Here is a 26,191-nt window from a genome sequence, read left to right on the forward strand (position 1 = left end):
CCTTTTTTTTGAATTGTATGTTTTTTGTTGAGGTATATATTACAAAATTATTAATGCATAAAACTACATTTATCTCAAAGGTCGAACTCAATTATATAGTTTTCAATACACCTTAGATGCATAATCAATTTCTAAGTAAGTGTAATTATCCTTTAATACTAATTTAAAAACAACTAAATGATGAAGAACAATTTTCTTGGACTCTTTCTTTTCTTAGTAACATTTTCAGTTTTTGCACAATCCAACAATGTCATTGTTGATCGTTCGAGTGAAGGAATGATATTAAAAGTTGATGGAAAAGATTTTATGGTAAATGGTGTCAACTGGGATTATGTTCCAATTGGGACAACAATCACAGATGCCGGAATTTGGGCAGAATCGGATGATGTTATCAGAGCTGCTTTAGATGGAGAAATGCCTCTACTTAAAAATATGGGCGTTAATGCAATTAGAACTTATGGATTACCTCCTAAATGGATAACATATATCTATGAAAATTATGGTATCTATACAATGTTGAATATAACATTTGGAGCGTATGGTTTAACTATTGATGGCGCTTGGACTCCTCAAACTAATTATGCAGATGAAGCTACTAGAGCAATCTTAATGCAAGAAGCCAGAGATATGGCAAATACTTATAAAGATACTCCAGGGTTATTGATATACATGATAGGTAATGAGAATAATTATCATTTGTCTTGGACTGGTGCCGAAACAGAAGCAATTCCAATTGATGGAGCAGAAGACCCAAACAAAATTGCGGCCGCTCGTGCATTGTACAAAGCATTTAATGATGCATCTAAGGAAGTTAAAGCAATAGATCAAACACACCCAGTTGCCATATGTAATGGAGACTTATTATATATCGATCTTGTTAAAGATGAATGTACTGATATAGATATATATGGTACTAATATGTATAGAGGTATTTCATTTGGAGATGCATTTCAGGTTGTAAAAGATAAATTAGATTTACCAATTCTTTTTGCAGAATTTGGTGGTGATGCATTTAATGCTAGAGACAACCAAGAAGATCAATATTCTCAAGCGTATTACAATGTCGGAAATTGGAAAGATATATATGAAAATGCTGCTGGGATGGGTAAAGTTAACAATTCTATTGGTGGATTTACCTTTCAATTTAGTGATGGTTGGTGGAAATATAAACAAACAGAAAATTTAGATGTTCATGATAATGTTGCTGTATGGCCAAATGGTGGTTATAGTAGAGATCAAGCTAAAGAAGGTGATCTTAATATGAACGAAGAGTGGTTTGGTATTTGTGCTAAAGGACCAACTGATGCTAGAGGCCTTTACACATTATATCCTAGAGCGGCCTATTATGCACTTAAAGAAGTTCATAAGATAGATCCGTATAACCCACAAATGACGCCAGAATTTATGGCTAATTATTTTGATAACATCGAGTTAATGGAAGCTGTTCTTAAAGCAAGAGGTGATAAGGCCGCACTTGGTGGAGGAGGAAGTCAAAAAATTAGAATTAGCAACCTAGGTGCGCGATTTACTACTTTTAATACTGGTGGAAGTTTGATAACTACACCAGATACAGAAGATCCTAATGCGAATACCTTTCCAAATCAATTAGGTTTTGATCACATGCAATCTTATTTTGTAGGAATTGAAGGTAATCCAGCACCAAATATGAGAGCTAATGTTAATTTCAATATTTTAGGTAATGTAGCTGAAAACCCAATTGATGAAGTATTTTATGAAAACGTAGGAAGACCAATCACAGTGGTTGGTGTTGATGGCGGAAATGATTTAGATGTACAAATCCAAGATTTTAACAGGTTAAGAGTTTATAATGCTGAATTTGAATGGAATACTAAGCTAGCTGATATTAAAGGGTTTTACAGAACAGGACATTACCATTGGGGGTATGAAGGTGATTTCTTTGGATTATATCCTGAAGCAAATTATGGGCCAAATTTAGATATCTACAATGGTGAAATCCTAGGGATGGAATTTGATGGTAAAGGAGCTCTAAATGGTTTGAAAGCTGCATTTGGTCCTCAACTATGGTGGGGAGCAAATCCAACAACCTTACTGAAATATCAGCGTAAAGTTGGTAATTATGAAGTTACAGGTATTTATCATAGAGATATTGAAACTGATCTTGAATTTGATGAGAATGGACAACGTGTCCTAGATGCTAATCAGGTTCGAAGTGGTATCATTCCTGCTTGGCCGACAGAACGAGCAACACTTGTTGTTGAAAGAGACTTTGGAAAAGTAGGTCTTACTGTTGGTGCTATTTGGGGAGGAAGTCCACTTAATGGTAGTACTTTCCAGGATATTGCCGACGATGGTTCAGTGGTGTTGGACGAAGTTCAAGGAAAAGACAATTGGGGAGGTAAAGCTAAAATTACTTATGCTGGTGGAAAATTTAATTGGTACGCGCAAGGTGCTGTAATGGGATTAGTAGCAAATGGTGGAGCAGATCAAACCCAAACGTTTACAGGGTGGAAACTTAGAGATTCTGGAAGTGGAAATGTTTCTAGTGTATTAAGTGGATTTACATATTCTTTAGGTGATTTCCAAATTGCTCCAAACTTTTTGTGGCAAAAGCCTCTAGTAGACCCAATGCCTGATGGCGTAGGTGCTCCTGGACGATTACGTAATGTAATTGATGATCCTTTTGCAGTAAGAAATGGAAATAGAGAAACTACTGCTGGTGAAATTTTATTCACTTATGACCCAACACCTGGAACATGGATGTACTCGTGGGATAACGATAGAGCAGAAGATGCAAAGTTTGCAATGAACCTTGGATTTGTATATCGTCACTTACCAACAACTATGGATGCTCACATTGGATTCCAAGCTAATCGTACATTTTTTGCTTTTCCAAATTCTGTACCTGCAGAAGACCTTTGGGAAGTGCATTCAAGAATGGTATCTAAAATGAGCCCAGAACTTGGATTGATTGGTAACTTCTATTATGGTAATGGACAAGCTAATGGTGATAGTGATCGAACAATTGATCGTTTTGGCGGAGATATTAGAATGATCTATAAGAAAATGAGCGTTCAAACGCATGTTAAAATCAATGATTGGGGGCCTTTTGATTACCATAGAGATTTCAACTTAACATTCCCATTACAATTAATGTTAGATGTGTCTACTTCAATTGGAAAACCAGATTGGTTCATTTTGCCTAATACCAGAATAGGAATTAGAGGAACATGGAGGTCATTAGATCAGTTTTCTCCAAGATACTTGCCAAATCAAGCGCCAGAATTTGAAGATCCACCATTAAGCCCAGTTGGATTTCCTGATGGTTCAGAGTGGGAAATTAGAACTTACGTACACATTAATATTGGAAAATAAATATTGCATATCATGAAAAATATTAAATTAATAAAATTAAATAAAGCATTGATACTGGGATTGGTTTTAATCCTAGCATACGGATGTGAAAGAGATCTTTCTGACGATGTCGTCGACGCAACATTTTCTTCTGAAGGAGATGTGTTTACCGATAATTTTGTTGGATTAGGAGAAGATTTTTATAAACCTTTTGGCGATTCTAAGTTTGATGCATTTTCTGTAGATAATACTGAAGGTTATGAGAGTAATGCGTCTTATAGAATAGATGTGCCAAATGCTGATAATCCAGACGGAGCTTATGCAGGTGCTATTCTTAGAATTGATGGAGCAGGTAGAGATTTAACACGTTTTGATGCCTTAACATTTTGGGCTAAAGCATCTCAAGGAGTTAGTGTAGATGCTGTTGGTTTTGGTCAAGACTTTTTTGAAAATAAACATCAAGCTACACTAACAAATTTTAGTGTTGGTACAAATTGGGCAAAATATACTGTTCCAATTCCTGATGCTTCAAAATTAGAAATTGAACGCGGTGTGTTTTGGTATGCAGCTGGAACTCAGAACACAGGTGGTTCTGGTTATGTGTTATGGTTTGATGAAATTAGATTTGAAAAACTAGGAACCATTGCGCAACCAAGACCTGCAATTTTGGATGGGAATGACCTCGAGGAAACTACATTTATTGGGTCGCAACGTACTTTAGGTGGATTAACTCAAACGAATAATATAGCTAATGGTCAAGATATAACCGTATCTGCTGCGCCAGCATATTTTGATTTTACGTCTTCTAATACAAGTGTCGCAACAGTTAATGAACAAGGTGTTGTTAATATAGTTGGAGCTAGCCCACTTGATCCTATGGGAGAGCCTATCCCAACTGTAATTACCGCCAGTTTAAATGGCGTGGATGCTGATGGTTCTCTATCTATTATTTCATTAGGCGAATTTACTCAAGCACCAACACCTACTAGAGATCCTGAAAATGTGATTTCTGTATTTAGTGATGCCTATGCAAATGTTCCTGTAGATTATTATAATGGGTTCTTTGCTCCATTCCAAACAACTCAAGGTGGTGCTCCACCTCTTAATATTGGTGGTGGACAAGTTATTAACTATACAGATTTAAATTTTGTTGGTATAGGAACATTTTTAAACGTGTCACCTATTAATGCTACTCAAATGACGCATTTACATGTTGATATTAATGTACAAGAGGTTATTGATGCTGGTGATTTTGTAAGACTAGAAATTCTTAATGGAGTTCAAACATCTAATGAAATTTCTGGTTCTGTAACTCTAGGTAGTTCTGAATTGGTAGAAAATGGTTGGGCTAGTTTTGATATTCCTTTGGGAGACTTCTCTGGTTTGACGCAACGTGATCAATTAGGATTACTATTCTTTATTTCAGATGCAACAGTATCTAATATTTTTGTCGATAATATCTATTACTATAAAGAGGTATTAGACCCAACTGATAATGTTGATGATTCTGGTGCTACTCAGGTTGCATTGCCTGTAGGGTTTGAATCTACAACATTAACGTATAATTTCTTTGGATTTGAAGGAGCCGATCCAGCTATTGAAGCTAATCCTGACCCAACTGGTATAAACCCAACAAACAATGTAATGAGATCAACTAAAACTGTTGGCGCACAATTTTTTGCAGGAAATGTACTTGATTTAGATGCACCAATCGATTTATCTACTTCTCAGAAATTGAGGATGAAAATTTGGTCGCCAAAAGCTAATATCCCTATTAGGGCAGCATTAGAGACAGCTGGTGGAGGTAACCAAATTTTTGTTGATGCCATTGTTACTTCATCTAATGAATGGGTGGAATTAGAATGGGACTTTGCGAGTGTATATAATTCAAGTCTAGATTATCAAAGAATTATCGTGTTTTTTGAATTTATTGATGGTCTTGCTGGTGATGGAAGTACATATTACTTTGATGATATTCAGATATTAAATTAGAAACACTATGATGAATAGTAATAATATAAAACATTATAAAATGAAGAAGATATCTAAAATTTCAGTTGCATTTATCTGCGCTATGTTGTTAACCTTTGTAGGTTGTGATACTGATGAAACACAGACAGTAACTACACTTAATAATTTAACTCTTGCACAAGAATTTGATGTTGATGGTGCTCCAGATTCAAGTATTTGGACCTATGACATTGGTGATGGTTCGGATATCGGTTTGCCTGGATGGGGAAATAATGAATTACAGTACTATACTGACAGACCTGAGAACATTAAGATTGAAAACGGAATGCTTAAAATCACGGCTATTCAAGAATCTTTTGAAGGTGCAGGATATACCTCAGCTAGAATTCAAACCAAGGATAAATTTGAGCAACAATATGGAAGATTCGAAGCAAGAATCCAATTACCATGGAGTCAAGGTCTTTGGCCTGCATTTTGGATGCTTGGTCAAAACTCCGATGAAGTTATTTGGCCACAATGTGGTGAGATAGATATCATGGAGAATAGAGGTCAAGAACCTACATTAATCAATGGAAGTGTTCATGGACCTGGTTATTCTGCTGGTGAAGCTGTAACAAAAGCTTTTGAACTTGAAAATGATCGTTTTGATACTGGATTTCACATTTTTGGTGTCGAATGGGGAGAAAATTATATCAACTACTATGTAGATGATAAACTGTACAATCAAATTACACCAGATGATGTTGATGGAGAGTGGGTTTTTAATCAGCCATTTTATATCATTTTGAACGTCGCAGTTGGTGGAAACTATCCAGGACCACCAAATGCTAATTCAGTTTTTCCACAAACGATGATGGTAGACTACGTAAGGGTATACCAATAACAAATTTAATTACCAATATAGAAGGTTGAGAGCATTATAAACTTTCAACCTTCATAACTAACTTAACTAAAGTCAGCTTTAGCAACGAACTAATATATAGTGAATAATAATTTTACGAAATCAACTATGATAGATACCCCTACAGAAGAAACTCTAAACATAAGTTCAGACATGGAACAACTTGTAATAGATAATGAGTCTTATTTTAAGATATCTAATAGTGATGAAATGCGTCCATTTTTCATGAGCATTGTTAGTGATTCTAATCACTGGATGTTCATATCAAGTAATGGAGGCTTGTCAGCAGGTAGAAAGAATAGTGAATATTCATTCTTCCCATATTATACTGATGATAAAATTACAGAGTCTACTGAAATCACTGGAAGTAAATCTATTTTTTGGATAAATTCAAAACATCTTTGGGAGCCTTTTTCAATTCGACAAGAAGGAATTTACAACACAACTAGAAATCTCTATAAGAATATCTACGGAAACAAAATTATCTTCGAAGAAATTAATCATGATTTAAAAATCACCTTTAGATATCAATGGAATTCAAGTAATGAGTTTGGGTTTGTAAAACAATCGACATTAATTAATGATTCAGATGCTGAAGTAAGTATTTCTATACTTGATGGATTCCAAAATATTGTGCCTTATGGTGTGCCTTCAGATACGCAAACCAGAGTGAGTAATCTGGTAGATGCTTACAAGAAAAGTGAGTTGGAGAAAGAAGCAGGTTTAGGTATTTATGCCTTAAGTGCAATAATTGTAGACAAGGCTGAGCCAAGTGAAGCTTTAAAAGCTAATATCGCTTGGTCTGTTGGGTTTGAAAACCCAAAGCACCTATTATCTTCACTTCAACTTAACGATTTTCGAAAAAATAATAGAATCAAAGAGGAAATTGATGTACGAGCTGAAAAAGGTGCTTATTTCATCAATGCCGATATTGAACTATCTCCTCATGGAAAAAGAGAGTGGTTATTAATAGGAAATGTTAATCAAGATCATGCTTCAATTGCTGCGATTATGAATCGTATCAAAGCAGATAAACAACTTACAAGTGCTGTTCAAAATGATATTGATAATGGTACACGTCGCTTAATTGAACTCAATGCTTCTGCAGATGGAATACAACTTACTGCAGATTCACAGAGAGATACAAGACATTTTGCTAATACGCTGTTTAATATCATGAGAGGAGGAATCTTTGATGATAATTATAATATTGAAACTTGGGATTTTAAGAATTATTTGCAAAACGCAAATCGTAATGCGTTTGAAAATGCGACTTCAATTTTAAATGAATTGCCTGAAGTGTTTTCAGTTTCAGAATTGAAAGCAATAGCCTATAAGAGTGATGATAAGAATTTTAGACGTCTTTGCTTAGAATATATGCCATTGAAATTTAGTCGAAGACACGGAGATCCTAGTAGACCTTGGAATAAATTTTCAATCAATACACGAAATGAAATAGATGGGTCTAAAATATTAGATTATGAAGGCAATTGGAGAGATATTTTTCAAAACTGGGAAGCTTTAGCACATGCATATCCTGAGTTTATAGAAAGTATGATTCATAAATTTTTAAATGCTACTACTTTTGATGGTTATAATCCTTATAGAGTAACTAAAGGAGGTTTTGATTGGGAAACTATTGAACCAGACGATCCTTGGTCTTACATTGGGTATTGGGGAGATCATCAGATTATTTATTTGTTAAAGTTTTTAGAGTTTATAGAAGATCATAAGCCTGGATTATTGTCCAGTTATTTCAATGAAGATGTATTTGTATATGCCAATGTGCCTTATCGAATTAAAACATATCAAGAGACTTTAAACAATCCAAAAGATACCATCGATTTTGATGATGCTTCAGACGAAAGAATTAATGAATTGCGATTAAAGATTGGTGCTGATGGCGCTTTGTTAAGAAATCAAAATGCTATAATTTGTAGGGTAAACTTCGTAGAAAAAATATTAGCCACAGTCTTAGCTAAAGTATCTAATTTCATTCCAGAAGGTGGTATTTGGTTAAATACACAGAGACCTGAATGGAATGATGCTAACAACGCTTTAGTTGGAAATGGTGTTTCTATGGTGACTTTAAATTACTTGAGACGCTTTCTTCATTTCTTTCAAAAAGTGGTATCAAGTTCAGCTACCAATTCTACTGAAATTTCAGAGGAATTAGTAACTTTTTTCAATAGTGTAGTAGATACTTTAGATACCAACAAGAGTATCCTCTCTGGAACAATTTCTGATACAGATAGAAAAATGATTTTGGATGGGTTAGGTGAAGCAGGAAGTGTATATAGAACTACTATCTATGATAAGGCATTCTCAGGAGCAAAACAACAAATTTCATTAGATAAATTGCAATATTTTATTAACATCACTTTGCAATATTTAGAGCATACTATAGATGCAAATAAACGTACTGATAATTTGCATCATGCCTATAATTTAATGTCTTTAGTGAATGATTCTGAAGTCTCTATTTCTCATCTAGACGAAATGTTAGAAGGTCAAGTAGCGGCTTTAAGTTCAGGATATTTGTCTGGAGTTGAGTCATTGAAAGTGCTAGATGCTATGAAGCAAAGTAAATTGTTTAGAGAAGATCAGTATAGTTATTTGCTGTATCCTAATAAAGAATTACCGCGTTTTATGCAGAAAAATACGATTCCTGAAAGTGCAGTTAAGGATTCGCAATTATTGACTAAACTCGTAGACGATGGTAATGCTCAAATTATAACTAGAGATATTGAAGGTAAATACCATTTCAATGGAAATTTCAATAATGCTAATAGTTTAAAAGAGGCACTAGCTACATTTAAAGATTCTAAATATGCGGAATTAGCCAAAAGCGAAGAGGCTCAATTATTGAAAACTTTTGAAGACGTCTTTAATCATAAAGCGTTTACTGGACGTTCTGGAACTTTTTATGGTTATGAAGGTTTAGGTTCAATTTATTGGCACATGGTTTCGAAGTTGCAATTAGCGGTTCAAGAGAGCTGTCTCAAAGCAATAGAAGACAAAGAAACTGATGAGATAGTTGGAAGATTATTGGAACACTATTATGAAATTAATGAAGGTATTGGAGCACATAAGTCTCCTCAATTATATGGAGCATTTCCTACAGATCCTTATTCACATACGCCTGGAGGTAAAGGGGCACAACAGCCTGGAATGACTGGTCAAGTAAAAGAAGATATACTGTCTAGAATTGGAGAATTAGGTGTTTTTGTTAATGACGGGCAATTAACATTCAATCCATGTTTGTTGAGAAAGGATGAATTTTTGGAAAGTGAAAAAACGTATAGATATGTTAATGTACATGGAGATTGGAAGCATATTGAGCTGGAAGCAGGTGCGTTGGCATTTACATATTGTCAAGTTCCTATCGTATACCAATTAGCTAACAACAATAATATCAATGTTGTTAATACAGATAATTCAAGTGTTACTGTCAATGGTTTGGCCTTAGATAAAGATTCAAGTCATACTATTTTTAATCGCTCGGGTGTAATAGAGAAGATTATAGTTAATGTTAGCAATTCAATATTAAAATAAACAGTGATATCATGACATTGAAATTAAATATCATAGTATTTGTCTTGATTTCAATGGGTATATCATTTAATGGAAATTCTAAACCTCAAAAAGAAATGCATACACGAAAACAGATAACTGCTAAAGATATTTTGGGAAATCCGAAGTATCAGGCTATATCTTATGGTGGATATCGTGAAAAGTCTAGAGATCATCAACCTACAATAGATGATATCAAAGAAGATATGAAACTATTATCAGCAATGGGCATTAAAGTTCTAAGAACTTATAATGTACAATTGCCACAAGCTACAAATATTTTAAAGGCTATCACCGAATTAAATAAGGAAGATAGTGATTTCGAAATGTACGTCATGCTTGGTGCTTGGATTGATTGCTTAAATGCATGGACAGATTATCCGGTTAATCATGACGTGGAGAGTCCTAATAATGCTGGTGAAATTGATAGAGCAGTTTCTTTGGCAGTTTCTTACCCTGAAATTGTTAAAATCATTGCTGTTGGTAATGAAGCTATGGTAAAATGGGCTGAGAATTATTATGTGCAACCCAATGTTATTTTAAAATGGGTCGAGTATTTACAATCTTTAAAATCGGGAGGGATTCTCCCAAAAGACCTTTGGATTACAAGTTCTGATGATTTTGCATCTTGGGGAGGAGGAGATCACCTCTATCACACTGAAGATTTAAATAAACTAATTCACGCTGTCGATTATATATCAATGCACACCTATCCATATCACAACACACATTATAATCCGGAGTTCTGGAGTGTTCCTGATATTGAAGAAGATTTGTTAGAATTTGATAAAATTCATTCGGCAATGACACGTGCAATTGATTTTGCGAAGCAACATTATACTAATGTATCCAATTATTTAAAACATATTGGAGTAGATAAACCAATTCATATTGGTGAAACAGGTTGGGCGACAGTATCTAAAGGTTTTTATGGACCTAATGGTTCTCGTGCAACAGATGAGTATAAGCAAGGCTTATATTATAAAATGATGCGCGAATGGACTAATACCGAAGGGATTTCTTGCTTTTACTTTGAGGCGTTTAATGAGAAATGGAAAGATGCACATCACCCTAATGGATCTGAAAATCATTTCGGTTTATTTAAAATAAATGGAGAAGCTAAATTTCCATTATGGGAATTGGTAGATAATAAGGTCTTTAATGGTTTAACCAGAAATGGAAATCCTATAATTAAAACATATAATGGTAATAAAGAAGAATTGATGTCACATGTTTTAGTGCCGCCAATAAAGAGTTATTGCTAATAAATATTAACAAGATTATGAAATTGACTAAATATATTGTTTTTGTTGCAGTTGTATTGGTACTTATGTGGTCATGTAACCAAAAACCAAAATCTAAAGAAGAAACAGTGGTAGAAAAAGAGATGACGGCTCAGGATATATTAGGTAATCCGGAATATCTAGCAATGTCTTATGGTGGTTATAGACATTCCAATCATGATATTGAACCAACAATCAAAGAACTTAAGGAAGATATGAAATTATTATCCGCAATGGGCATCCGTATCTTACGAACTTATAAATTGCATTTACCACATGCTACCAATGTATTAAAAGCAATTTCAGAATTGAAACAAGAAGACGCTGACTTCGAAATGTATGTGATGCTTGGGGTTTGGATTAATTGTAAAGATGCATTTACTGATAAGGAACCAGATCACAATCAAGATAATCCATCTAATGCGATAGAAATAGATACAGCTGTGTCCTTAGCGAATCAATACCCAGATATTGTAAAGATTATAGCTGTAGGTAATGAAGCTATGGTTACATGGCAAGCGCAATATTATGTAAAACCTTGGATTATTTTAAAATGGGTTAACCATTTACAAGATTTAAAAAAATCAGGAAAATTACCAAAAGAGTTATGGGTGACTAGTTCAGATAATTTTGCGTCATGGGGCGGAGGAGAAGAGAGTTATCATGTTGAGGATCTTAATGACTTAATTAAGGCAGTAGATTTCATTTCTATGCATACATATCCAATGCATGACACCCACTACAATCCTGATTTTTGGGGTGTTCCAGAAAGTGAGAATGAATTATCTGATATTGAAAAAATTGATTCGGCTATGGATCGCTCCTTGGCTTATTCAATATCTCAGTATCAAAGTGTATATGATTATATGAAACGTATTGGAGTAGATAAACCCATTCACATAGGAGAAACAGGTTGGGCTTCTGTGTCTAATAGTTTTTATGGTCCTGAAGGAGCCAAAGCAACCGATGAGTACAAAGAAGCTAAGTTCCATCAATTGATAAGAGATTGGACAAATCAAAATAACATATCATGCTTTTATTTTGAAGGCTTTGATGAGCCATGGAAAGATGCAGCCAATCCAGAAGGTTCAGAAAATCATTTTGGTTTGTTTACAGTGGATGGTAAAGCAAAATTTGCATTATGGGATATGGTTGATAATGGTGTGTTTAAAGGATTAACAAGAGGTGGTAATCCTATCACCAAAACTTATAATGGAGATAAAGAGGCTTTAATGAAAGATGTATTAGTGCCGCCAACAGAAGCAGAAATAACTGCTCATAAGTCAAATTAACAGTAAAAATGAGAGTCGTAAAATTTTTTTCAATCCTGTCTTTAGTTATCATTGGTATGAGTTGCACTGAAAAACAAAAGGTATTACAAGTTGATGTATATGAAACGTCTGCAAGTGGACATCAGTTAACAAAACTAGCCAATTTATCTACTAATGATTCTTCTATTGTAATTACACTAAATCCTGATAAAACATATCAAAAAATAACAGGATTTGGAGGCGCTTTTACCGAAGCTTCGGCTTACTTGTTAAATAAAATGAGTAAAACTAATCGTAAAAAAATCATTGATGCGTATTTCAGTAAAGATGGCGCTAATTACTCATTAACAAGAACACATATGAATTCTTGTGACTTTTCATTGAGTAATTACTCTTATACCCCAGTTGAAGGTGATAAAAATCTAGAGCATTTCAGTATTGAGGAAGATAAAGCAGACTTAATACCGTTTATAAAAGATGCTATGGCTGCTTCTACAGACGGATTTAAAATTTTTGGTTCTCCTTGGACTGCGGCACCTTGGATGAAAGATAATAACAAATGGGTTGGAGGTAAACTTCTTTCCGAATATTACGATACTTGGGCATTGTTTTTTTCAAAGTATGCCGATGCATACAAAGCTGAGGGTATTGATTTATGGGGATTTACAGTAGAAAACGAACCTCTTGGAAATGGGAGTAATTGGGAAAGTATGCATTATACACCTGATGAAATGACAAACTTTGTTCAGAATTATTTGGGGCCAAAGTTGGAGGCAGATGGGAAGGGAGATCTTAAAATTTTAGGATATGATCAAAATAGAGAGCATTTAAAGGAATGGATAGATTCTCAATTTAAAGACGAAGCATCGTCTCAATACTTTGATGGAACTGCTATTCATTGGTATGCCAGCACATTTGAAGTATTCCCTGAAGAATTACAATATGCTCACAATAAAGCTCCAGATAAACTTTTAATACAATCTGAAGCCTGTGTTGATGCAGAGATTCCTGTATGGAAAGATGATACATGGTATTGGAAGAAAGAAGCAACAGATTGGGGTTACACTTGGGCTCCAGAAGAGGATAAACATTATCATCCTAAATACGCACCTGTTAACCGATATGCTAGAGATATCATTGGATGCCTTAATAATTGGGTAGATGGATGGGTAGATTGGAATATGGTTTTGGATACCAAAGGTGGTCCAAATTGGTTTAAAAACTGGTGTATAGCTCCTGTTATTGTTAATCCTGATACGGATGAAGTGTATTTTACACCATTATACTACACAATGGCGCATTTCAGCAAATACATTCGCCCAAATGCCATGGTAATTGATGTACAAAATCCTGATAAAGATTTAATGATAACTGCTGCTCAGAATCCGGATGGTTCTATTGCTGTAGTAGTCTTTAATGAAGGTGATATTGCAAAAGATTTTACTCTTAATTTATACGAAAACGATGTAGATATTAAAATAAACGGTCAAGCAATTCAAACGATTGTAATTCCGAAATCATAGAAAATTAACTAACACCAATAAAATTATGTCGAACATTAAAACAGCAGCAAAAGATAAAGTTCCAGTGGGACAAAAAGCAGCCTTTGGAGCAGGTCATTTTATATTAAATATTTTACCTGGTACACTCGGTGTTTTTATTCAATTCTTCTTATTGACAGCTTGGGGTGTTGATCCACTTTGGGCTGGTCTATTAGGTGGTTTACCACGAATATTTGACTCCATTACTGACCCAATTATGGGATTCATTTCTGATAACACCAAATCAAAATGGGGAAGACGTCGACCTTACATTTTTGTTGGTGCAATCATTAGTGGTATACTTTTCTTTTTAATGTGGCAAATTGATGATGATGCATCACAGTCTTACATTATTTGGCATGTCATGGTTATTCAATTATTATTCTTAATTGGTAATACGATGTTCGCGACACCATTAGTTGGACTTGGATATGAAATGACTTCAGATTACAATGAGCGTACTCGACTTATGGCATTTTCTAATACCATGGGACAAATAGCTTGGATGATTGTTCCTTGGTTGTATGTTATTATTCCTGATACAGACACCTTTAATACACAAACTGAAGGTGTTCGAACAATGGCGCTTATTGTTGGTGCCATGTGTGTTGTTTTTGGAATTTTACCTGCATTATTCTGTAAAGGAATCGATTCATCTCACATGAAAAACAGAAAAGAAATAACATTCAAGTCTTTAGCTACAAATATGAAAGACCTCTGGGAAGGTATTAAGCAAGTCACAAAAAACAAGCCTTTTATGAAACTTTGTGGGGCTACCTTTTTAGTATTTAACGGATTTCAATTAGTAGCTGCGTTCGGTGTTTTTATCATAGTGTTTTACATGTATAGTGGAAGTTATGAATTAGCAGGAACGTGGCCTGCGTGGTTTAATACTATTAATGCTATAATCACAGCGTTTATTGTAATACCAATCATTTCAAGAATGGCAAATAAATGGGGTAAGAAAAAAGCATTTATAATATCAACAATCTTATCAATTGTCGGCTATATTTTAAAATGGTGGGGCTTTGATAAAGATTTAAATAATCAATTTAATCAAACTGACTTTGGTCAGTCTTTAAATGCTGGTGTAAGTTCAATTTTTGAATCCATAAACCCTACATTAGAAAGTATCGGAATGTCTTGGTTTAGTATTGATCCAGGTACAGAAGTGCCATGGTTGATTTTTCTGCCAATTCCTTTGTTTGCTTTTGGTATGGGAGGTCTGTTTACTTTAATGATGTCCATGACTGCAGATGTATGTGACTTAGATGAATTAGAAAATGGGATGCCTCGAAAAGAAGGGACTTTTGGAGCTATCTATTGGTTAATGGTTAAAATTGGACAATCCATAGCACTTGTATTAGGTGGTGTAATTTTAAGTATTGTTGGTTTTGATCCAAATGTTACAGAGCAATCTGTAGAAACTATGAATAATCTAAGGATAGCAGATATCATAGTTCCATCTCTAACCGCTGCTCTCGCAGTTTGGGTTATGTGGAAGTATAACTTAAGTGAGGACAGATCTAGAGAAATTAAGAAAGAACTTGTTGAACGACGAGGCGAATTATAAATCAAATCAAATAAATAGAATTAAAGAATGTCGTATAGAGTAGAATCGTATTATAAATCTAATGGCTATAGTCAAATTAATACGCAAGGTATTGACACAACAAAGTATTCCTTAGAAGAATTAAAAGCTTTATGGAGAAAAACTATTCAGGATGGTATGCATGGTATATGCTTTAGTATGTATGAAGATGGACAAGAACCTGGTGATGAAATTAGTATAGAACAGGTAGAACGTCGTGTAGCTATATTAAAGCCTTTTACAGGAGCTATTCGTTCGTTTTCATGTATAGAAGGTAATGAGCACATTCCAGTTGTTGCTAAAAAACATGGTTTAAAAACCTTAGTAGGGGCTTGGTTGAGTGATGATTTGGAAGACAACGAAAAGGAAATTGAAGGATTGATTGCCTTGGCTAAAGCAGGTCACGTAGATGTTGCTGCCGTTGGTAATGAAGTCTTATATCGAAATGATTTGTCTTTAGAACAATTACTTAATTATATCAAAAGAGTTAGAGAGGCGCTTTCAGGTTTAGATATACCTGTTGGATATGTAGATGCATATTATGAGTTTTCTCGTCACCCAGAGTTAGTAGAGAATTCTGATGTTGTATTAGCCAACTTATACCCCTATTGGGAAGGCTGTCCAATTGAATATGCTTTAGGACATATGCAAGCAATGTATGGTCAAGTAGTTGACGCTGCTCAAGGTAAACCTATTATTATTACTGAAACTGGTTGGCCTAGTGAAGGAGGAGGGCTAAAAGGAGCTCAAGCAGGTCCTGAACAGGCAATGAAGTACTTTATTGATACAATGCTTTGGACTAAAGAAAATGATATACCAATATTTTATTTCTCATCGTTTGACGAGTCATGGAAAACTGGAGATGAAGGTGATGTAGGTGCATATTGGGGGCTTTGGGATAAGCATGAAAACCTTAAGTTTTAATAATAATGTATTTGAGTTTTTAGAATTCTGAAAATTTATAACACAACATTAGAATTCCCGAAAGAAATAAACCAATACATGTTTGATGTTTTTCACAACATTACCACAACATAAAAGTTAAAAAAGCTTTTGTCTAAATAAATAAATTAAACAAATAATAGCTCCAATTGACTTTGTTTACTGGTTTTTATGAGATAATTAAACAAAATCAAAATAATTTTTGATTGTATGTTTTTTGTTGCGGTATAAAATACGAAAATCTTAGACTTAAGTACTTAAATTTAAGAAAATGAAATACTCTTAATAAAAATTTTGAATAATTACTAATTTAATATATATAACTATGAAAAAAATTACATTGTTAACGTTTTTAATGGCAACGGCCATGGTATTTGGTCAATCGTTACCGTTTGACTATGAAGATGGAACAACGACAGCTTCATTTCAATTTGATGGAATTGGTTTTGCTAATATTGCTAATCCAGATCCAAGTGGTATTAATACATCGTCTAGAGTTTTAGAGACTGTTAAAGATGTTGGTGCAGCTTGGTTTGCAGGTTTTGGATATGAGACACCTGGACAAGCAACAACATTAGTTGATTTTGCTAATGGTACTGTGTTTACTATGAAAATTTGGTCGACTAAGGCAAATCTTCAATTAAGATTTCAGGTGCAAATTGCACCAACGGGAGAAGGACCATTTCCTACTTACAATAGAGATGTTGTAGTTGCGACGGCTAATACTTGGACTGAAGTTACTTTTGATTTTTCTGATCAAGCTGGACTTTTAGGAACTGAGAAATATTCAACTATTGTTATCCAACCTGATTATGATCCTGCGTGCGAAGGTGGTTCATGTCCTCCAATTGCTGTTGGTGGAACATATTATATTGACGATATAGAACAAGTTGGTGCTCCAGACCCAACATGTGATGATGGTATCCAAAATGGAAACGAAACTGGTGTTGATTGTGGTGGTCCAGATTGCCCAGAATGTCCTCCTTCATGTGATGATGGTATCCAAAATGGAAACGAAACTGGTGTTGATTGTGGTGGTCCAGATTGCCCAGAATGTCCTGCCGATGAACCTACAGCTGGTCCTCAAAATAACGGGTCTACAGGATCTGATTTTTATATCTATAGCGGATTGAGTGGTAATGCTAATGAATCAGATTTTGCTGGGTTCAATTTTGAAGATTTTAGTGGAGGTGCATCTACAATCACCGAAGAAACATTATCTGGTGATAAAGTAATGAAGTTAGATAACTTAGATTTCTTTGGTAGTGGATTAGGTGAGAATTTTAATGCCACTGGAACTTATACCTATGTTCATTTAAATTATTATGCGACAACATCTACTGGATTTAACTTTTCTTTAGTGGATGATTCTTTAAGCGCTACTATTTGTTGTGGAAATCCTGAAGAACCATTTTTTAGATTTGGACCAGGATTAGATGCTCCTCTAGAAACAGGACAATGGGTGAGCGTATTTATTCCATTATCTCATTTTGCTAACTACCCTGCATTAGTAAACGGAACTTGGGATGGAACAGATATTAAGCAAACATTATTTACAGGGAATGGAACTGTATATATCGATAATATATTTTTCAGTACAACAAATACTTTAGGGGTAAATGATTTAACTAGAAATGAGTTTACTGTATTCCCTAACCCAACTACAGATAGTTGGACCGTTGTAGGAACTCAAGACATTGAATCTATTCAAGTATTTGATGTATTAGGTAAGCAAGTAGTTGAATTAACACCAAATGCTACTGATATAACGATTGATGCTTCGACATTAAATAATGGATTATATTTTGCCAAAATTAATTCGGCAACTGGAAGTAAAACTGTAAAATTGATTAAAAAATAATTTTACCCTTTCTAATCAAAATAAAAGAGTGTATTTTTATAAAGAGTACACTCTTTTTTATTCAATTCAACCATGGTTACACTAAAACAACTCGCTGAACAATTAAATGTTTCAGTATCTACAGTATCTAAAGCATTACATGATAGTGATGAGATTAGCCCAGATACCATTGAACGTGTCAAGGCTCTTGCGAAATTTTTGAACTATAAGCCTAATAAACTTGCAGTGAGTTTAAAAAATAGTAAGACCAATACTATTGGTGTTATCATTCCAAATATTTTAAATCATTTTTTTGCCAAGGCTTTATTTGCTATAGAAGAGGAAGCGACTAAGCATGGTTATAATATCATTACTTGTGTTTCTAATGAAACACGTGATAAGGAAATTAGTAGTTTACAGCTATTGTCTAATGGTAGTGTTGATGGATTTATTATGTCAATAGCTGAAGAAACTCAAGTAGCCAATAAAGTTGATCATATCAATTTAATATTACAGCAAAATATACCTGTTGTATTGTTTGATAGGGTTTCAGATGACATATCTTGTGATAAGGTTATTATTGATGATTTTGGAGCTGCATATGAGGCAACTAAGTATCTGCTATCTGAAGGTAGACAAAATATTGTTCTTATAAGTAGTATTGATGAGTTGAGCGTTGGTAAGCTTAGGGCTAAAGGGTATTTTAAAGCTTTAGATGAATATTCTGGATATAAAAACAAGCCTAATATAATTACAATCGCTAATAATGAATCTTTAGAAGATCGAATAGAAAACACGTTAAGCTCTGATAAAACAATTGATGGAGTATTAGCCATTGATAACACCTCAGGAGTAGTTGCGTTGCAAAAGGCTTTAAAACTAGGTGTTGATGTCCCAAAAAAACTTTCTATAATTGGATTTTCTGATGAAAACGTTCTTCAATTTACAGATCCTAAATTGTCAACAATTTCACAGCATACTGTAGATATTGGTAAAACGTCTGTAGAGATACTTGTTAACCGTTTAAATGCTAAGGAGCCTATAGCGAATACTACTAAGACTATTAAAACAAAATTAATCCTTAGAGGAACTACCAAATAATATTTTATTTACTCAAGCATTACTTATCTATTACTGTTTTAAAATTACTTCCGTAAATATTAGTTTCTAATTACTATTTATAATTAGTTTTGTGTGCAATGGATATCACACAACTTTTAGGGTATTTAGGAGCGCTTTTGGTTGGTATAGTTCTTGGTCTTATTGGAGGCGGAGGATCAATATTAACGGTTCCGATATTTGTATACTTAATGTATTTAAACCCAGTTACTGCAACGGCTTATTCGCTGTTTGTAGTTGGGATATCTTCTGCATTTGGTGCGTTTAAAAACATTAAAAAAGGTCTTGTTGATTTTAGAACAGCTATAGTTTTTGCAATTCCAGCTTTAATAGCTGTATATCTCACTCGACGATTTTTAATTCCAATTATTCCTTCTGAAATAGTAACCATTAAAAACTTCATCATTACAAAAGATATCGCAATCATGGTGTTTTTTGCAATCATTATGTTACTAGCTTCAATTACAATGATTAGAGAGCGAGAGAATTGTGATGATAAAATTTCACAACAAAGATCATTTAATTATCCTTTAATACTTATAGAGGGTATTATTGTTGGCGTGATAACTGGAATTGTAGGAGCAGGAGGTGGGTTTTTAATCATACCTGCTTTGGTATTGTTGGCTAAACTCCCAATGAAAAAAGCCGTAGCTACATCACTTTTAATTATAGCGATAAAATCCCTCATTGGTTTTATTGGGGACGTTGAAAATCTAGAGATTGATTGGGGCTTTTTATTACTATTTACGTCAATTGCTATCATTGGTATTTTCATAGGTGTCTATCTTTCTAACTTTATTGATGGGAAAAAACTCAAAAAAGGCTTCGGCTGGTTTGTTTTAGTTATGGGAATTTATATTATTCTTAAAGAGTTACTTTAACATGGAAACACTTAATGAGAGTTTTTGGGATAACCGTTATAAAACTAATGATACACGCTGGGATTTAGGAGAAATTTCTCCTCCAATCAAGACTTATGTTGATCAAATCGTTGATAAGAATATTCGAATTTTAATTCCTGGTGGTGGTAATTCTTATGAAGCTGAATATCTTCATAATAAAGGGTTTAAAAATGTTTACGTCGTCGATGTCTCCAAAACAGCTTTAAATAATCTTCAGTCTAGAGCCCCAAAGTTTCCTAAGTCTCAATTAGTACATGCCAACTTTTTTGATTTAGATATGTGTTTTGATCTAATTCTCGAACAAACATTTTTCTGCGCGTTAGATCCTAAGCTCAGGATTAAATATGTAGAGCATATGTATCATCTCTTATCTAATTCTGGTGCACTCGTTGGTTTACTGTTTAATCAACCCTTACATAATGACAAGCCACCGTTTGGAGGAAATAAGGCCACTTACATATCACTTTTTGAAAACAGATTTCATATCGACATTATGGAACCCTGTTATAATTCAATATCACATAGACAAGGTAATGAGTTGTTTTTTAGACTTTTGAAAAAATAAAAACTATCATTTTTCGTTAAAAAAAATAAAACCTTGTAACGTTTTGACATTGTGTGCGTCCTATTGGTGTTCAATCAAAAATTATAATCATCATGAGACAAGATAATCAACTTATTGTCTTAACACACTTAAGTCAGTTACTGACATTTATTACTGGATTTGGCGGACTTATAGTGCCGTTAATCATTTGGGCAACACAAAAAGAGAATGTGTATCAAATGGACGAACAAGGTAAGAATATTGTTAATTTTCAATTAAGTATGTTAGTATATAGCTTAATTTGTATTCCATTAATACTTGTTTTTGTTGGTGTTTTAGGACTTATAGCTTTGTGTATATTATCGTTTATATTTCCAATAATGAATGCCATAAGAGCAAGCCATGGAGAATCACCAAGATATCCTTTATCTCTTAATTTTATTAGTTAGTTATTTTTATATAGAGGTAAATAAAAACGCGCACTTTTAAAGTGCGCGTTTTTTGTTTTATTTAAATACCATTGAGTCTAACTATTCAGCATGACTGGCATTACCAGCATTGTTACATGCTCGCCTTCGTCTAAACCATCAATAGGTGTTAAAATTCCAGCTCTGTTAGGTAAACTCATTTCCAATTGAACGTTATCGGCATTTAAGTTATTTAACATTTCAGTTAAGAAACGAGAGTTAAACCCTATTTGCATGTCGTCACCTTGATAATCGCATGTTAGACGTTCTTCAGCTTTGTTAGAGTAATCAATATCCTCTGCAGAGATATTTAATTCGGCACCTGCAATTTTTAAACGAATTTGATGCGTCGTTTTATTAGAGAATATACTCACACGACGTACAGAATTTAAAAACTGAGTCCTGTCTATAGTTAGTTTATTAGGGTTTTCTTTTGGAATTACAGCTTCATAGTTAGGGTATTTTCCGTCGATTAAACGGCATACTAATACCGAATTTTCAAAAGTAAACTTGGCGTTAGAATCATTATATTCTATAGTTACGGTTTCATCGTTTGCTGCTAAAATTCCTTTTAAAAGATTTAAGGGTTTTTTTGGCATGATGAATTCTGCAACTTGATCTGCTCTTACGTCTTCACGTGTATATTTTACTAATTTATGAGCATCTGTAGCTACAAACGTTAAACCTTGAGTCGAAAACTGAAAGAACACTCCACTCATTACAGGACGCAAATCGTCATTTCCTGCAGCAAAAATAGTTTTGCTAATAGCAGTTGCTAAGATATCACCAGATATAGTTGTCGTACTAGGGTTATCTAGTTCTACAGCTTTAGGAAATTCATTACCATTTGCATAAGCCAAGGCATACTTACCATGGTTAGAACTAATTTCTACAGTATTGTTATCTTCTACAACAAATGTTAATGGCTGTTCTGGAAAGGTCTTTAAAGTATCAAGTAACAAGCGTGCTGGTAAGGCTATACTACCATCGTTATCACTTTCTACATCTAAAGTAGAAGACATGGTCGTCTCTAAATCACTTGCAGAAACTGTGAGTTTTGAATCTTTCAATTCAAATAAAAAGTTATCTAAAATGGGTAAGGTGTTTGAACTGTTAATTACACCACCTAAAACTTGTAATTGTTTGAGTAAATAAGTACTTGATACTATAAATTTCATGCGTTCGTCTTATTGTTTTTTACTTTATAACACTTTGTTTTGTGCATTACAAATATATCTTAAAGGGATTGTTTTATAAAACAAACTTATTAACAAAATCTGTTCTATACTTAGCCTTGTACATAGCGTAGAGTTGTATGTTTATGTATATCGTTTTCTACGGAAATAATTAAAAAAGAAACCAAAAAGCCCCAATATTACAAGAGGAACAGCAATATTAATAATTTGCCATTTTGATTTTTGATCTGCAATTTTATTAGGATCTAAAAATGCTAACTTCACTTCTTTGGTACGAATGTTTATAAGTCCGTCATCATTTAATAAGTAGTTAACTGCATTTTCTAGAAATTCTTTATTACCAAATTTACGTTTGGTCAAAAACTCAAAACCAAGCTCTTGAGGTTGATTACGAATCACTTCATTTTTAATCACATCACCATCTGCAATTACTATCATTTTTGTAGGAATACTTCGTGTTTTATCTTCAGAAAGTTTAAACGGTTTAACACGTTTGTCGTACACAGAAGTAAATGTGCCTTCAAGTAACACGGCTAGTGTTTGGTTAGGTTCTTTATAGGTTTCAGGTTGAGGCTCTTGCGTAACAACATCTAAACTAATTTCACGAGGCACTCCCTCTAATTTTGTGAGCTTAGAACTGCGTAATAATATCGTCTTATCAATGCCATTTTTTAAGGTGTCTATCTGACTTGTAAAATCAAATTTAACCGGATCCAAATTAGTTGTGATAGAATGGTTTGGGTTACTCGCAGCTAAAGGGGAATAAGGCCATTGAACAGGTTGATATTGCGTATTATTGCCTTCTCCTATTGCCAACGGAATAGGAGCTGAGTATAAGTCATTTACTATAACAGGATTAATTCGCACACCATATTTGAAAAAGAAATCATTTAAATTTAAATCCTTCATAATAGCAACAGCCTGACCAGCATTATTAAGTAAACTATCTCTATCCATAACAATGCTTTCTGTAAGCCATAAGCTTTTGCCACCATTCATAGTAAACTGGTCTAAAACATATTTTTCCTCTTCTGAAAAGGGCTCACTAGGTTTTGCAGAAATAATTAAGTCATAGGAGTTAATGTCTTTTAATGTTTGTGTCGGGTTACTAGTAACACTATCTAAAGTAAAAGGAGCTAGAAAATAATGCTCGCCAAGTTTTCGGAGTAAATTGGCCACATAAATATCTGTTAATTGTCCGTTACCACGCAACACCGCAATTTTTTTCTGTTTTGGTTGTACTAGCTTTTTAAAGCCTTCTGCGAAAGCATATTCTAAATTTTGAATTGAGCTATTAACGAGTTCTTGATCTGTAGCTCCAATTTTGTTTTTTATAAGTGGAATAATAACCGTTTGTTGATTGTAGCTTGCTAAAGCCCATGGGATTATAAGCTCTTGAGTTGATTTTCCACTTTCCTTAATATTAATTTGGAAGGGTTGTAAACCACGTCTTGCTAAATCTTGAAGTCTTTGGTCTCTAGTTTTATCGTCGGACAGTGCATTAATAAAATCAAATTTCACATTATGATTATTAATGGTAAACTCCTCGAGAAGTTGCTGCGTTTCATCTCGTAAACGTCTAAATTCTGATGGGAGATCCCCTTCTAAAAAAACATCGATAACTAAAGGCGAATCAACATCTTCTATGGTTTGTAAAGCTGCATTTGATAAGGTGTAGCGCTGATCTTGTGTGAGATCAAAGCGTTTATATAACTTACTTGATATAATGTTAATAGCAATTAATACTACTAAGGTAATACCAATGGTGAGAATATGTTTTTTAGTCTTCAACATCAAATGTCACGTCGTCTTTAAAAGGTTTAACTTCTATTACTTTATCATCTTTAAAAATGAGCTCTATACACTCTTTTTCTGTATTAAAGGCTCCTGGCTCAATTCCTAAAGCATAATTCCATTTATTTGAATCATGGGATTTGTTTTCATCATTCCAAGATAACCATTCGTAGTTACCTAATTGCGTTTTTACATCAGCTTTAGACATGCCAATTAATAGGTTTGAGGCCATCATGTCATCAGCCATTTCATAGCGTAAAGCAGGTTTATCATTCCATAATTGTGAAGAAAAATATTTTTGATGATGATAATTACTAAAAATATTAATCATAGGGTATACTGCATAAAAGTATACTAATGGAGTTAATGCAAGACTCACTAATACAGTTAACCATTTTCGACGATCTATAGTTTTTACAAACAAGAAAACGAGCACAAATGTGATACACAATAGAATAATTAATGGAATAGTAATAATCATCGATTAGCACGTTTAATATTTAGTGTTGTTAAAATAATAAACAAGATTGAAATACTTAAAAAGTAGACAATATCCCTAGTATCTAATACACCGCGACTCATACTTTTAAAATGTGACTCCATACCAAGTTTTTCTATATAAACGGTATCACCAAATAGGTTGAAATTTGATAAGCCTTCAAATCCGAAATAGAAAAAGAAACAAATAAATACTGCAATTATAAACGCTACAATTTGGTTATCGGTAAGACTAGATGCAAATACGCCAATAGCAGTATAGGCTGCAACTAAAAATAATAAACCAAAATAGGACCCCATAACACTACCAGTATCTAAATTACCTTCAGGATTACCTAACTTAGAAATCGTATATACATAAAGTAATGTTGGAATAAGTGCAATACTAATTAATACAAGTGCTCCTAAATATTTCCCAAAAACAATCTTTAAATGGCTAATGGGTTTTGTGAGTAACAGTTCTAACGTTCCTTGTTTTTTTTCATCTGCAAAACTACGCATGGTAACAGCAGGTACCAAAAAGATGAGAATCCAAGGTGACAACAAAAAGAAGTTAGATAAATCGGCAAAACCATTATCTAGTATATTAAAATCCCCCTTAAACAACCAAAGAAACAAGCCATTGAGTAGTAAAAATACCGCAATCACTAGATATCCAATAGGTGATGCGAAAAAGGTGTTGATCTCTTTTTTTAAGATTGCAAGCATTAGTTTTGTTTAGTATTTATGAGTTTATGTTTCACCAAAGATATTAAACCATGAATAGTTACACCAAAAAATACCATATAAAGACTTAAACGACTTAGAGGTCGTTCGATATGTTCTGTTGGTAGTTCTGTAAAAAAAGCATAAATAATCAATGCACTGGAAATGATAATTGGTACAGAGCCAAAATTTTGAATCTTACTGAGTAGTTTATGCTTCAGGGGTTTGATATATGCACCAATAGCAACATTTATTAAACCAAAGAGTAAAATGTATAAATGACCTGCTCTAAATAAAGCACGATTCATTAGTTCCATATCTTTTAAATGATCATATTTATGATGCATGTATTGTCCTGTCAACAAAAAAATGATAACGATGGATATGCCTAAAAAGAGATGGATTTTACCTAGCATTACACATTTAATTAAGAGATGCCAACTTATCTACACTCCAAGCTTCTGGCTTATTGTTAAATAGAGGTTTGGTTTTTGCCCAAACACTTTTAAATAAATTGGAGTGTCTATAAGATTCTAAATCAGCTTCAGTTTTCCAATAACTATACGTAAAAAAGATATTTGTATTGTCTTTATCACGATAAAGCTCTAAAAATTCACAACCTTCAAATGCTCTAATTTTTAATTTATTAGCTTCAAAATTACTTAGGAATTCATCAATTTTTGAAGGATTAAAACTTAGCTTTACAATACGTACAAACAT

General features: G+C 33.7%; 20 protein-coding genes. 14 read left to right on the forward strand and 6 right to left on the reverse strand.

The window, feature by feature from the left end:
• Positions 1-180 precede the first annotated feature (180 nt).
• From ACTU6T_RS13050 to ACTU6T_RS13115, 14 genes are all read left to right on the forward strand, one after another.
• Entirely contained in the window at positions 181-3,354 is a 3,174-nt protein-coding gene (locus ACTU6T_RS13050; RefSeq protein ID WP_460220770.1) for a glycoside hydrolase family 2 TIM barrel-domain containing protein, read from the forward strand.
• A gap of 12 nt (positions 3,355-3,366) precedes the next feature.
• Entirely contained in the window at positions 3,367-5,325 is a 1,959-nt protein-coding gene (locus tag ACTU6T_RS13055; RefSeq protein WP_460218635.1) for a carbohydrate-binding protein, read from the forward strand.
• Between the two features lie 40 nt (positions 5,326-5,365).
• Positions 5,366-6,187 carry a glycoside hydrolase family 16 protein gene (locus ACTU6T_RS13060; protein ID WP_460218636.1) on the forward strand — a complete coding sequence of 274 codons (822 nt, stop codon included), beginning with the start codon at positions 5,366-5,368 and terminating at the stop codon, positions 6,185-6,187.
• 126 nt (positions 6,188-6,313) lie between these two features.
• Entirely contained in the window at positions 6,314-9,760 is a 3,447-nt protein-coding gene (locus ACTU6T_RS13065) for a hypothetical protein (RefSeq protein WP_460218637.1), read from the forward strand.
• A gap of 11 nt (positions 9,761-9,771) precedes the next feature.
• Positions 9,772-11,043 (forward strand): glycoside hydrolase family 17 protein, encoded by a 1,272-nt coding sequence (locus tag ACTU6T_RS13070; protein ID WP_460218638.1) that lies wholly within the window; start codon positions 9,772-9,774, stop codon positions 11,041-11,043.
• A gap of 17 nt (positions 11,044-11,060) precedes the next feature.
• On the forward strand, positions 11,061-12,353 hold the full coding sequence (locus tag ACTU6T_RS13075; protein WP_460218639.1) for a glycoside hydrolase family 17 protein: 1,293 nt from the start codon (positions 11,061-11,063) through the stop codon (positions 12,351-12,353).
• Positions 12,354-12,409: 56 nt separating this feature from the next.
• Positions 12,410-13,855 (forward strand): glycoside hydrolase family 30 protein, encoded by a 1,446-nt coding sequence (locus ACTU6T_RS13080; protein WP_460218640.1) that lies wholly within the window; start codon positions 12,410-12,412, stop codon positions 13,853-13,855.
• A gap of 25 nt (positions 13,856-13,880) precedes the next feature.
• A complete protein-coding gene (locus tag ACTU6T_RS13085) occupies positions 13,881-15,446 on the forward strand; it encodes an MFS transporter (protein WP_460218641.1) in 1,566 nt (521 codons plus the stop codon).
• 27 nt (positions 15,447-15,473) lie between these two features.
• Complete coding sequence (locus ACTU6T_RS13090; protein ID WP_460218642.1) at positions 15,474-16,388, forward strand: glycoside hydrolase family 17 protein; 915 nt, start codon at positions 15,474-15,476, stop codon at positions 16,386-16,388.
• Between the two features lie 343 nt (positions 16,389-16,731).
• Complete coding sequence (locus ACTU6T_RS13095; RefSeq protein ID WP_460218643.1) at positions 16,732-18,267, forward strand: T9SS type A sorting domain-containing protein; 1,536 nt, start codon at positions 16,732-16,734, stop codon at positions 18,265-18,267.
• A gap of 72 nt (positions 18,268-18,339) precedes the next feature.
• Positions 18,340-19,347, forward strand: a complete 1,008-nt coding sequence (locus ACTU6T_RS13100; RefSeq protein ID WP_460218644.1) for a LacI family DNA-binding transcriptional regulator — start codon at positions 18,340-18,342, stop codon at positions 19,345-19,347.
• A gap of 98 nt (positions 19,348-19,445) precedes the next feature.
• Positions 19,446-20,246, forward strand: a complete 801-nt coding sequence (locus ACTU6T_RS13105) for a sulfite exporter TauE/SafE family protein (RefSeq protein ID WP_460218645.1) — start codon at positions 19,446-19,448, stop codon at positions 20,244-20,246.
• Position 20,247: 1 nt separating this feature from the next.
• Positions 20,248-20,832, forward strand: coding sequence for a methyltransferase domain-containing protein (locus tag ACTU6T_RS13110; RefSeq protein WP_460218646.1), 585 nt, complete (start codon positions 20,248-20,250; stop codon positions 20,830-20,832).
• A 92-nt stretch (positions 20,833-20,924) separates the two neighbouring features.
• The gene (locus ACTU6T_RS13115) at positions 20,925-21,260 is read left to right on the forward strand and encodes a DUF4870 domain-containing protein (RefSeq protein ID WP_460218647.1); all 336 of its coding nucleotides are present in this window, start codon (positions 20,925-20,927) and stop codon (positions 21,258-21,260) included.
• 77 nt (positions 21,261-21,337) lie between these two features.
• Here ACTU6T_RS13115 and dnaN read toward each other — a convergent pair whose 3' ends face one another.
• The 6 genes from dnaN to ACTU6T_RS13145 form a co-directional block, all read right to left on the reverse strand.
• Positions 21,338-22,456 carry a DNA polymerase III subunit beta gene (gene dnaN, locus ACTU6T_RS13120; RefSeq protein ID WP_460218648.1) on the reverse strand — a complete coding sequence of 373 codons (1,119 nt, stop codon included), beginning with the start codon at positions 22,454-22,456 and terminating at the stop codon, positions 21,338-21,340.
• A 141-nt stretch (positions 22,457-22,597) separates the two neighbouring features.
• On the reverse strand, positions 22,598-24,268 hold the full coding sequence (gldG, locus tag ACTU6T_RS13125) for a gliding motility-associated ABC transporter substrate-binding protein GldG (RefSeq protein ID WP_460218649.1): 1,671 nt from the start codon (positions 24,266-24,268) through the stop codon (positions 22,598-22,600).
• Positions 24,255-24,749, reverse strand: coding sequence for a hypothetical protein (locus tag ACTU6T_RS13130; protein WP_460218650.1), 495 nt, complete (start codon positions 24,747-24,749; stop codon positions 24,255-24,257). The genes gldG and ACTU6T_RS13130 overlap by 14 nt, the downstream gene beginning before the upstream one ends.
• Positions 24,746-25,474: a gliding motility-associated ABC transporter permease subunit GldF gene (gene gldF, locus ACTU6T_RS13135; RefSeq protein WP_460218651.1), complete on the reverse strand. Its 729-nt coding sequence runs from the start codon at positions 25,472-25,474 to the stop codon at positions 24,746-24,748. Before gldF ends, ACTU6T_RS13130 begins: the two co-directional genes overlap by 4 nt.
• Entirely contained in the window at positions 25,474-25,887 is a 414-nt protein-coding gene (locus ACTU6T_RS13140) for a hypothetical protein (protein WP_460218652.1), read from the reverse strand. Before ACTU6T_RS13140 ends, gldF begins: the two co-directional genes overlap by 1 nt.
• Positions 25,888-25,894: 7 nt before the next feature.
• The gene (locus tag ACTU6T_RS13145; RefSeq protein ID WP_460218653.1) at positions 25,895-26,191 is read right to left on the reverse strand and encodes a putative quinol monooxygenase; all 297 of its coding nucleotides are present in this window, start codon (positions 26,189-26,191) and stop codon (positions 25,895-25,897) included.

The sequence above is a fragment of the Psychroserpens citreus genome, assembly GCF_055686305.1.

Excerpts from the sequence above, each read along its gene's own strand:
- ACTU6T_RS13085 (WP_460218641.1), top strand. The coding sequence starts at position 13,881 with ATGTCGAACATTAAAACAGCAGCAAAAGATAAAGTTCCAGTGGGACAA.
- ACTU6T_RS13130 (WP_460218650.1), bottom strand. The coding sequence starts at position 24,749 with ATGATTATTACTATTCCATTAATTATTCTATTGTGTATCACATTTGTG.
- ACTU6T_RS13055 (WP_460218635.1), top strand. The coding sequence starts at position 3,367 with ATGAAAAATATTAAATTAATAAAATTAAATAAAGCATTGATACTGGGA.
- ACTU6T_RS13140 (WP_460218652.1), bottom strand. The coding sequence starts at position 25,887 with ATGCTAGGTAAAATCCATCTCTTTTTAGGCATATCCATCGTTATCATT.
- ACTU6T_RS13070 (WP_460218638.1), top strand. The coding sequence starts at position 9,772 with ATGACATTGAAATTAAATATCATAGTATTTGTCTTGATTTCAATGGGT.
- ACTU6T_RS13105 (WP_460218645.1), top strand. The coding sequence starts at position 19,446 with ATGGATATCACACAACTTTTAGGGTATTTAGGAGCGCTTTTGGTTGGT.
- ACTU6T_RS13145 (WP_460218653.1), bottom strand. The coding sequence starts at position 26,191 with ATGTTTGTACGTATTGTAAAGCTAAGTTTTAATCCTTCAAAAATTGAT.
- dnaN (WP_460218648.1), bottom strand. The coding sequence starts at position 22,456 with ATGAAATTTATAGTATCAAGTACTTATTTACTCAAACAATTACAAGTT.
- ACTU6T_RS13065 (WP_460218637.1), top strand. The coding sequence starts at position 6,314 with ATGATAGATACCCCTACAGAAGAAACTCTAAACATAAGTTCAGACATG.
- ACTU6T_RS13100 (WP_460218644.1), top strand. The coding sequence starts at position 18,340 with ATGGTTACACTAAAACAACTCGCTGAACAATTAAATGTTTCAGTATCT.
- ACTU6T_RS13060 (WP_460218636.1), top strand. The coding sequence starts at position 5,366 with ATGAAGAAGATATCTAAAATTTCAGTTGCATTTATCTGCGCTATGTTG.
- ACTU6T_RS13110 (WP_460218646.1), top strand. The coding sequence starts at position 20,248 with ATGGAAACACTTAATGAGAGTTTTTGGGATAACCGTTATAAAACTAAT.
- ACTU6T_RS13080 (WP_460218640.1), top strand. The coding sequence starts at position 12,410 with ATGAGTTGCACTGAAAAACAAAAGGTATTACAAGTTGATGTATATGAA.
- gldF (WP_460218651.1), bottom strand. The coding sequence starts at position 25,474 with ATGCTTGCAATCTTAAAAAAAGAGATCAACACCTTTTTCGCATCACCT.
- ACTU6T_RS13075 (WP_460218639.1), top strand. The coding sequence starts at position 11,061 with ATGAAATTGACTAAATATATTGTTTTTGTTGCAGTTGTATTGGTACTT.
- ACTU6T_RS13095 (WP_460218643.1), top strand. The coding sequence starts at position 16,732 with ATGAAAAAAATTACATTGTTAACGTTTTTAATGGCAACGGCCATGGTA.
- ACTU6T_RS13090 (WP_460218642.1), top strand. The coding sequence starts at position 15,474 with ATGTCGTATAGAGTAGAATCGTATTATAAATCTAATGGCTATAGTCAA.
- ACTU6T_RS13115 (WP_460218647.1), top strand. The coding sequence starts at position 20,925 with ATGAGACAAGATAATCAACTTATTGTCTTAACACACTTAAGTCAGTTA.
- ACTU6T_RS13050 (WP_460220770.1), top strand. The coding sequence starts at position 181 with ATGAAGAACAATTTTCTTGGACTCTTTCTTTTCTTAGTAACATTTTCA.
- gldG (WP_460218649.1), bottom strand. The coding sequence starts at position 24,268 with ATGTTGAAGACTAAAAAACATATTCTCACCATTGGTATTACCTTAGTA.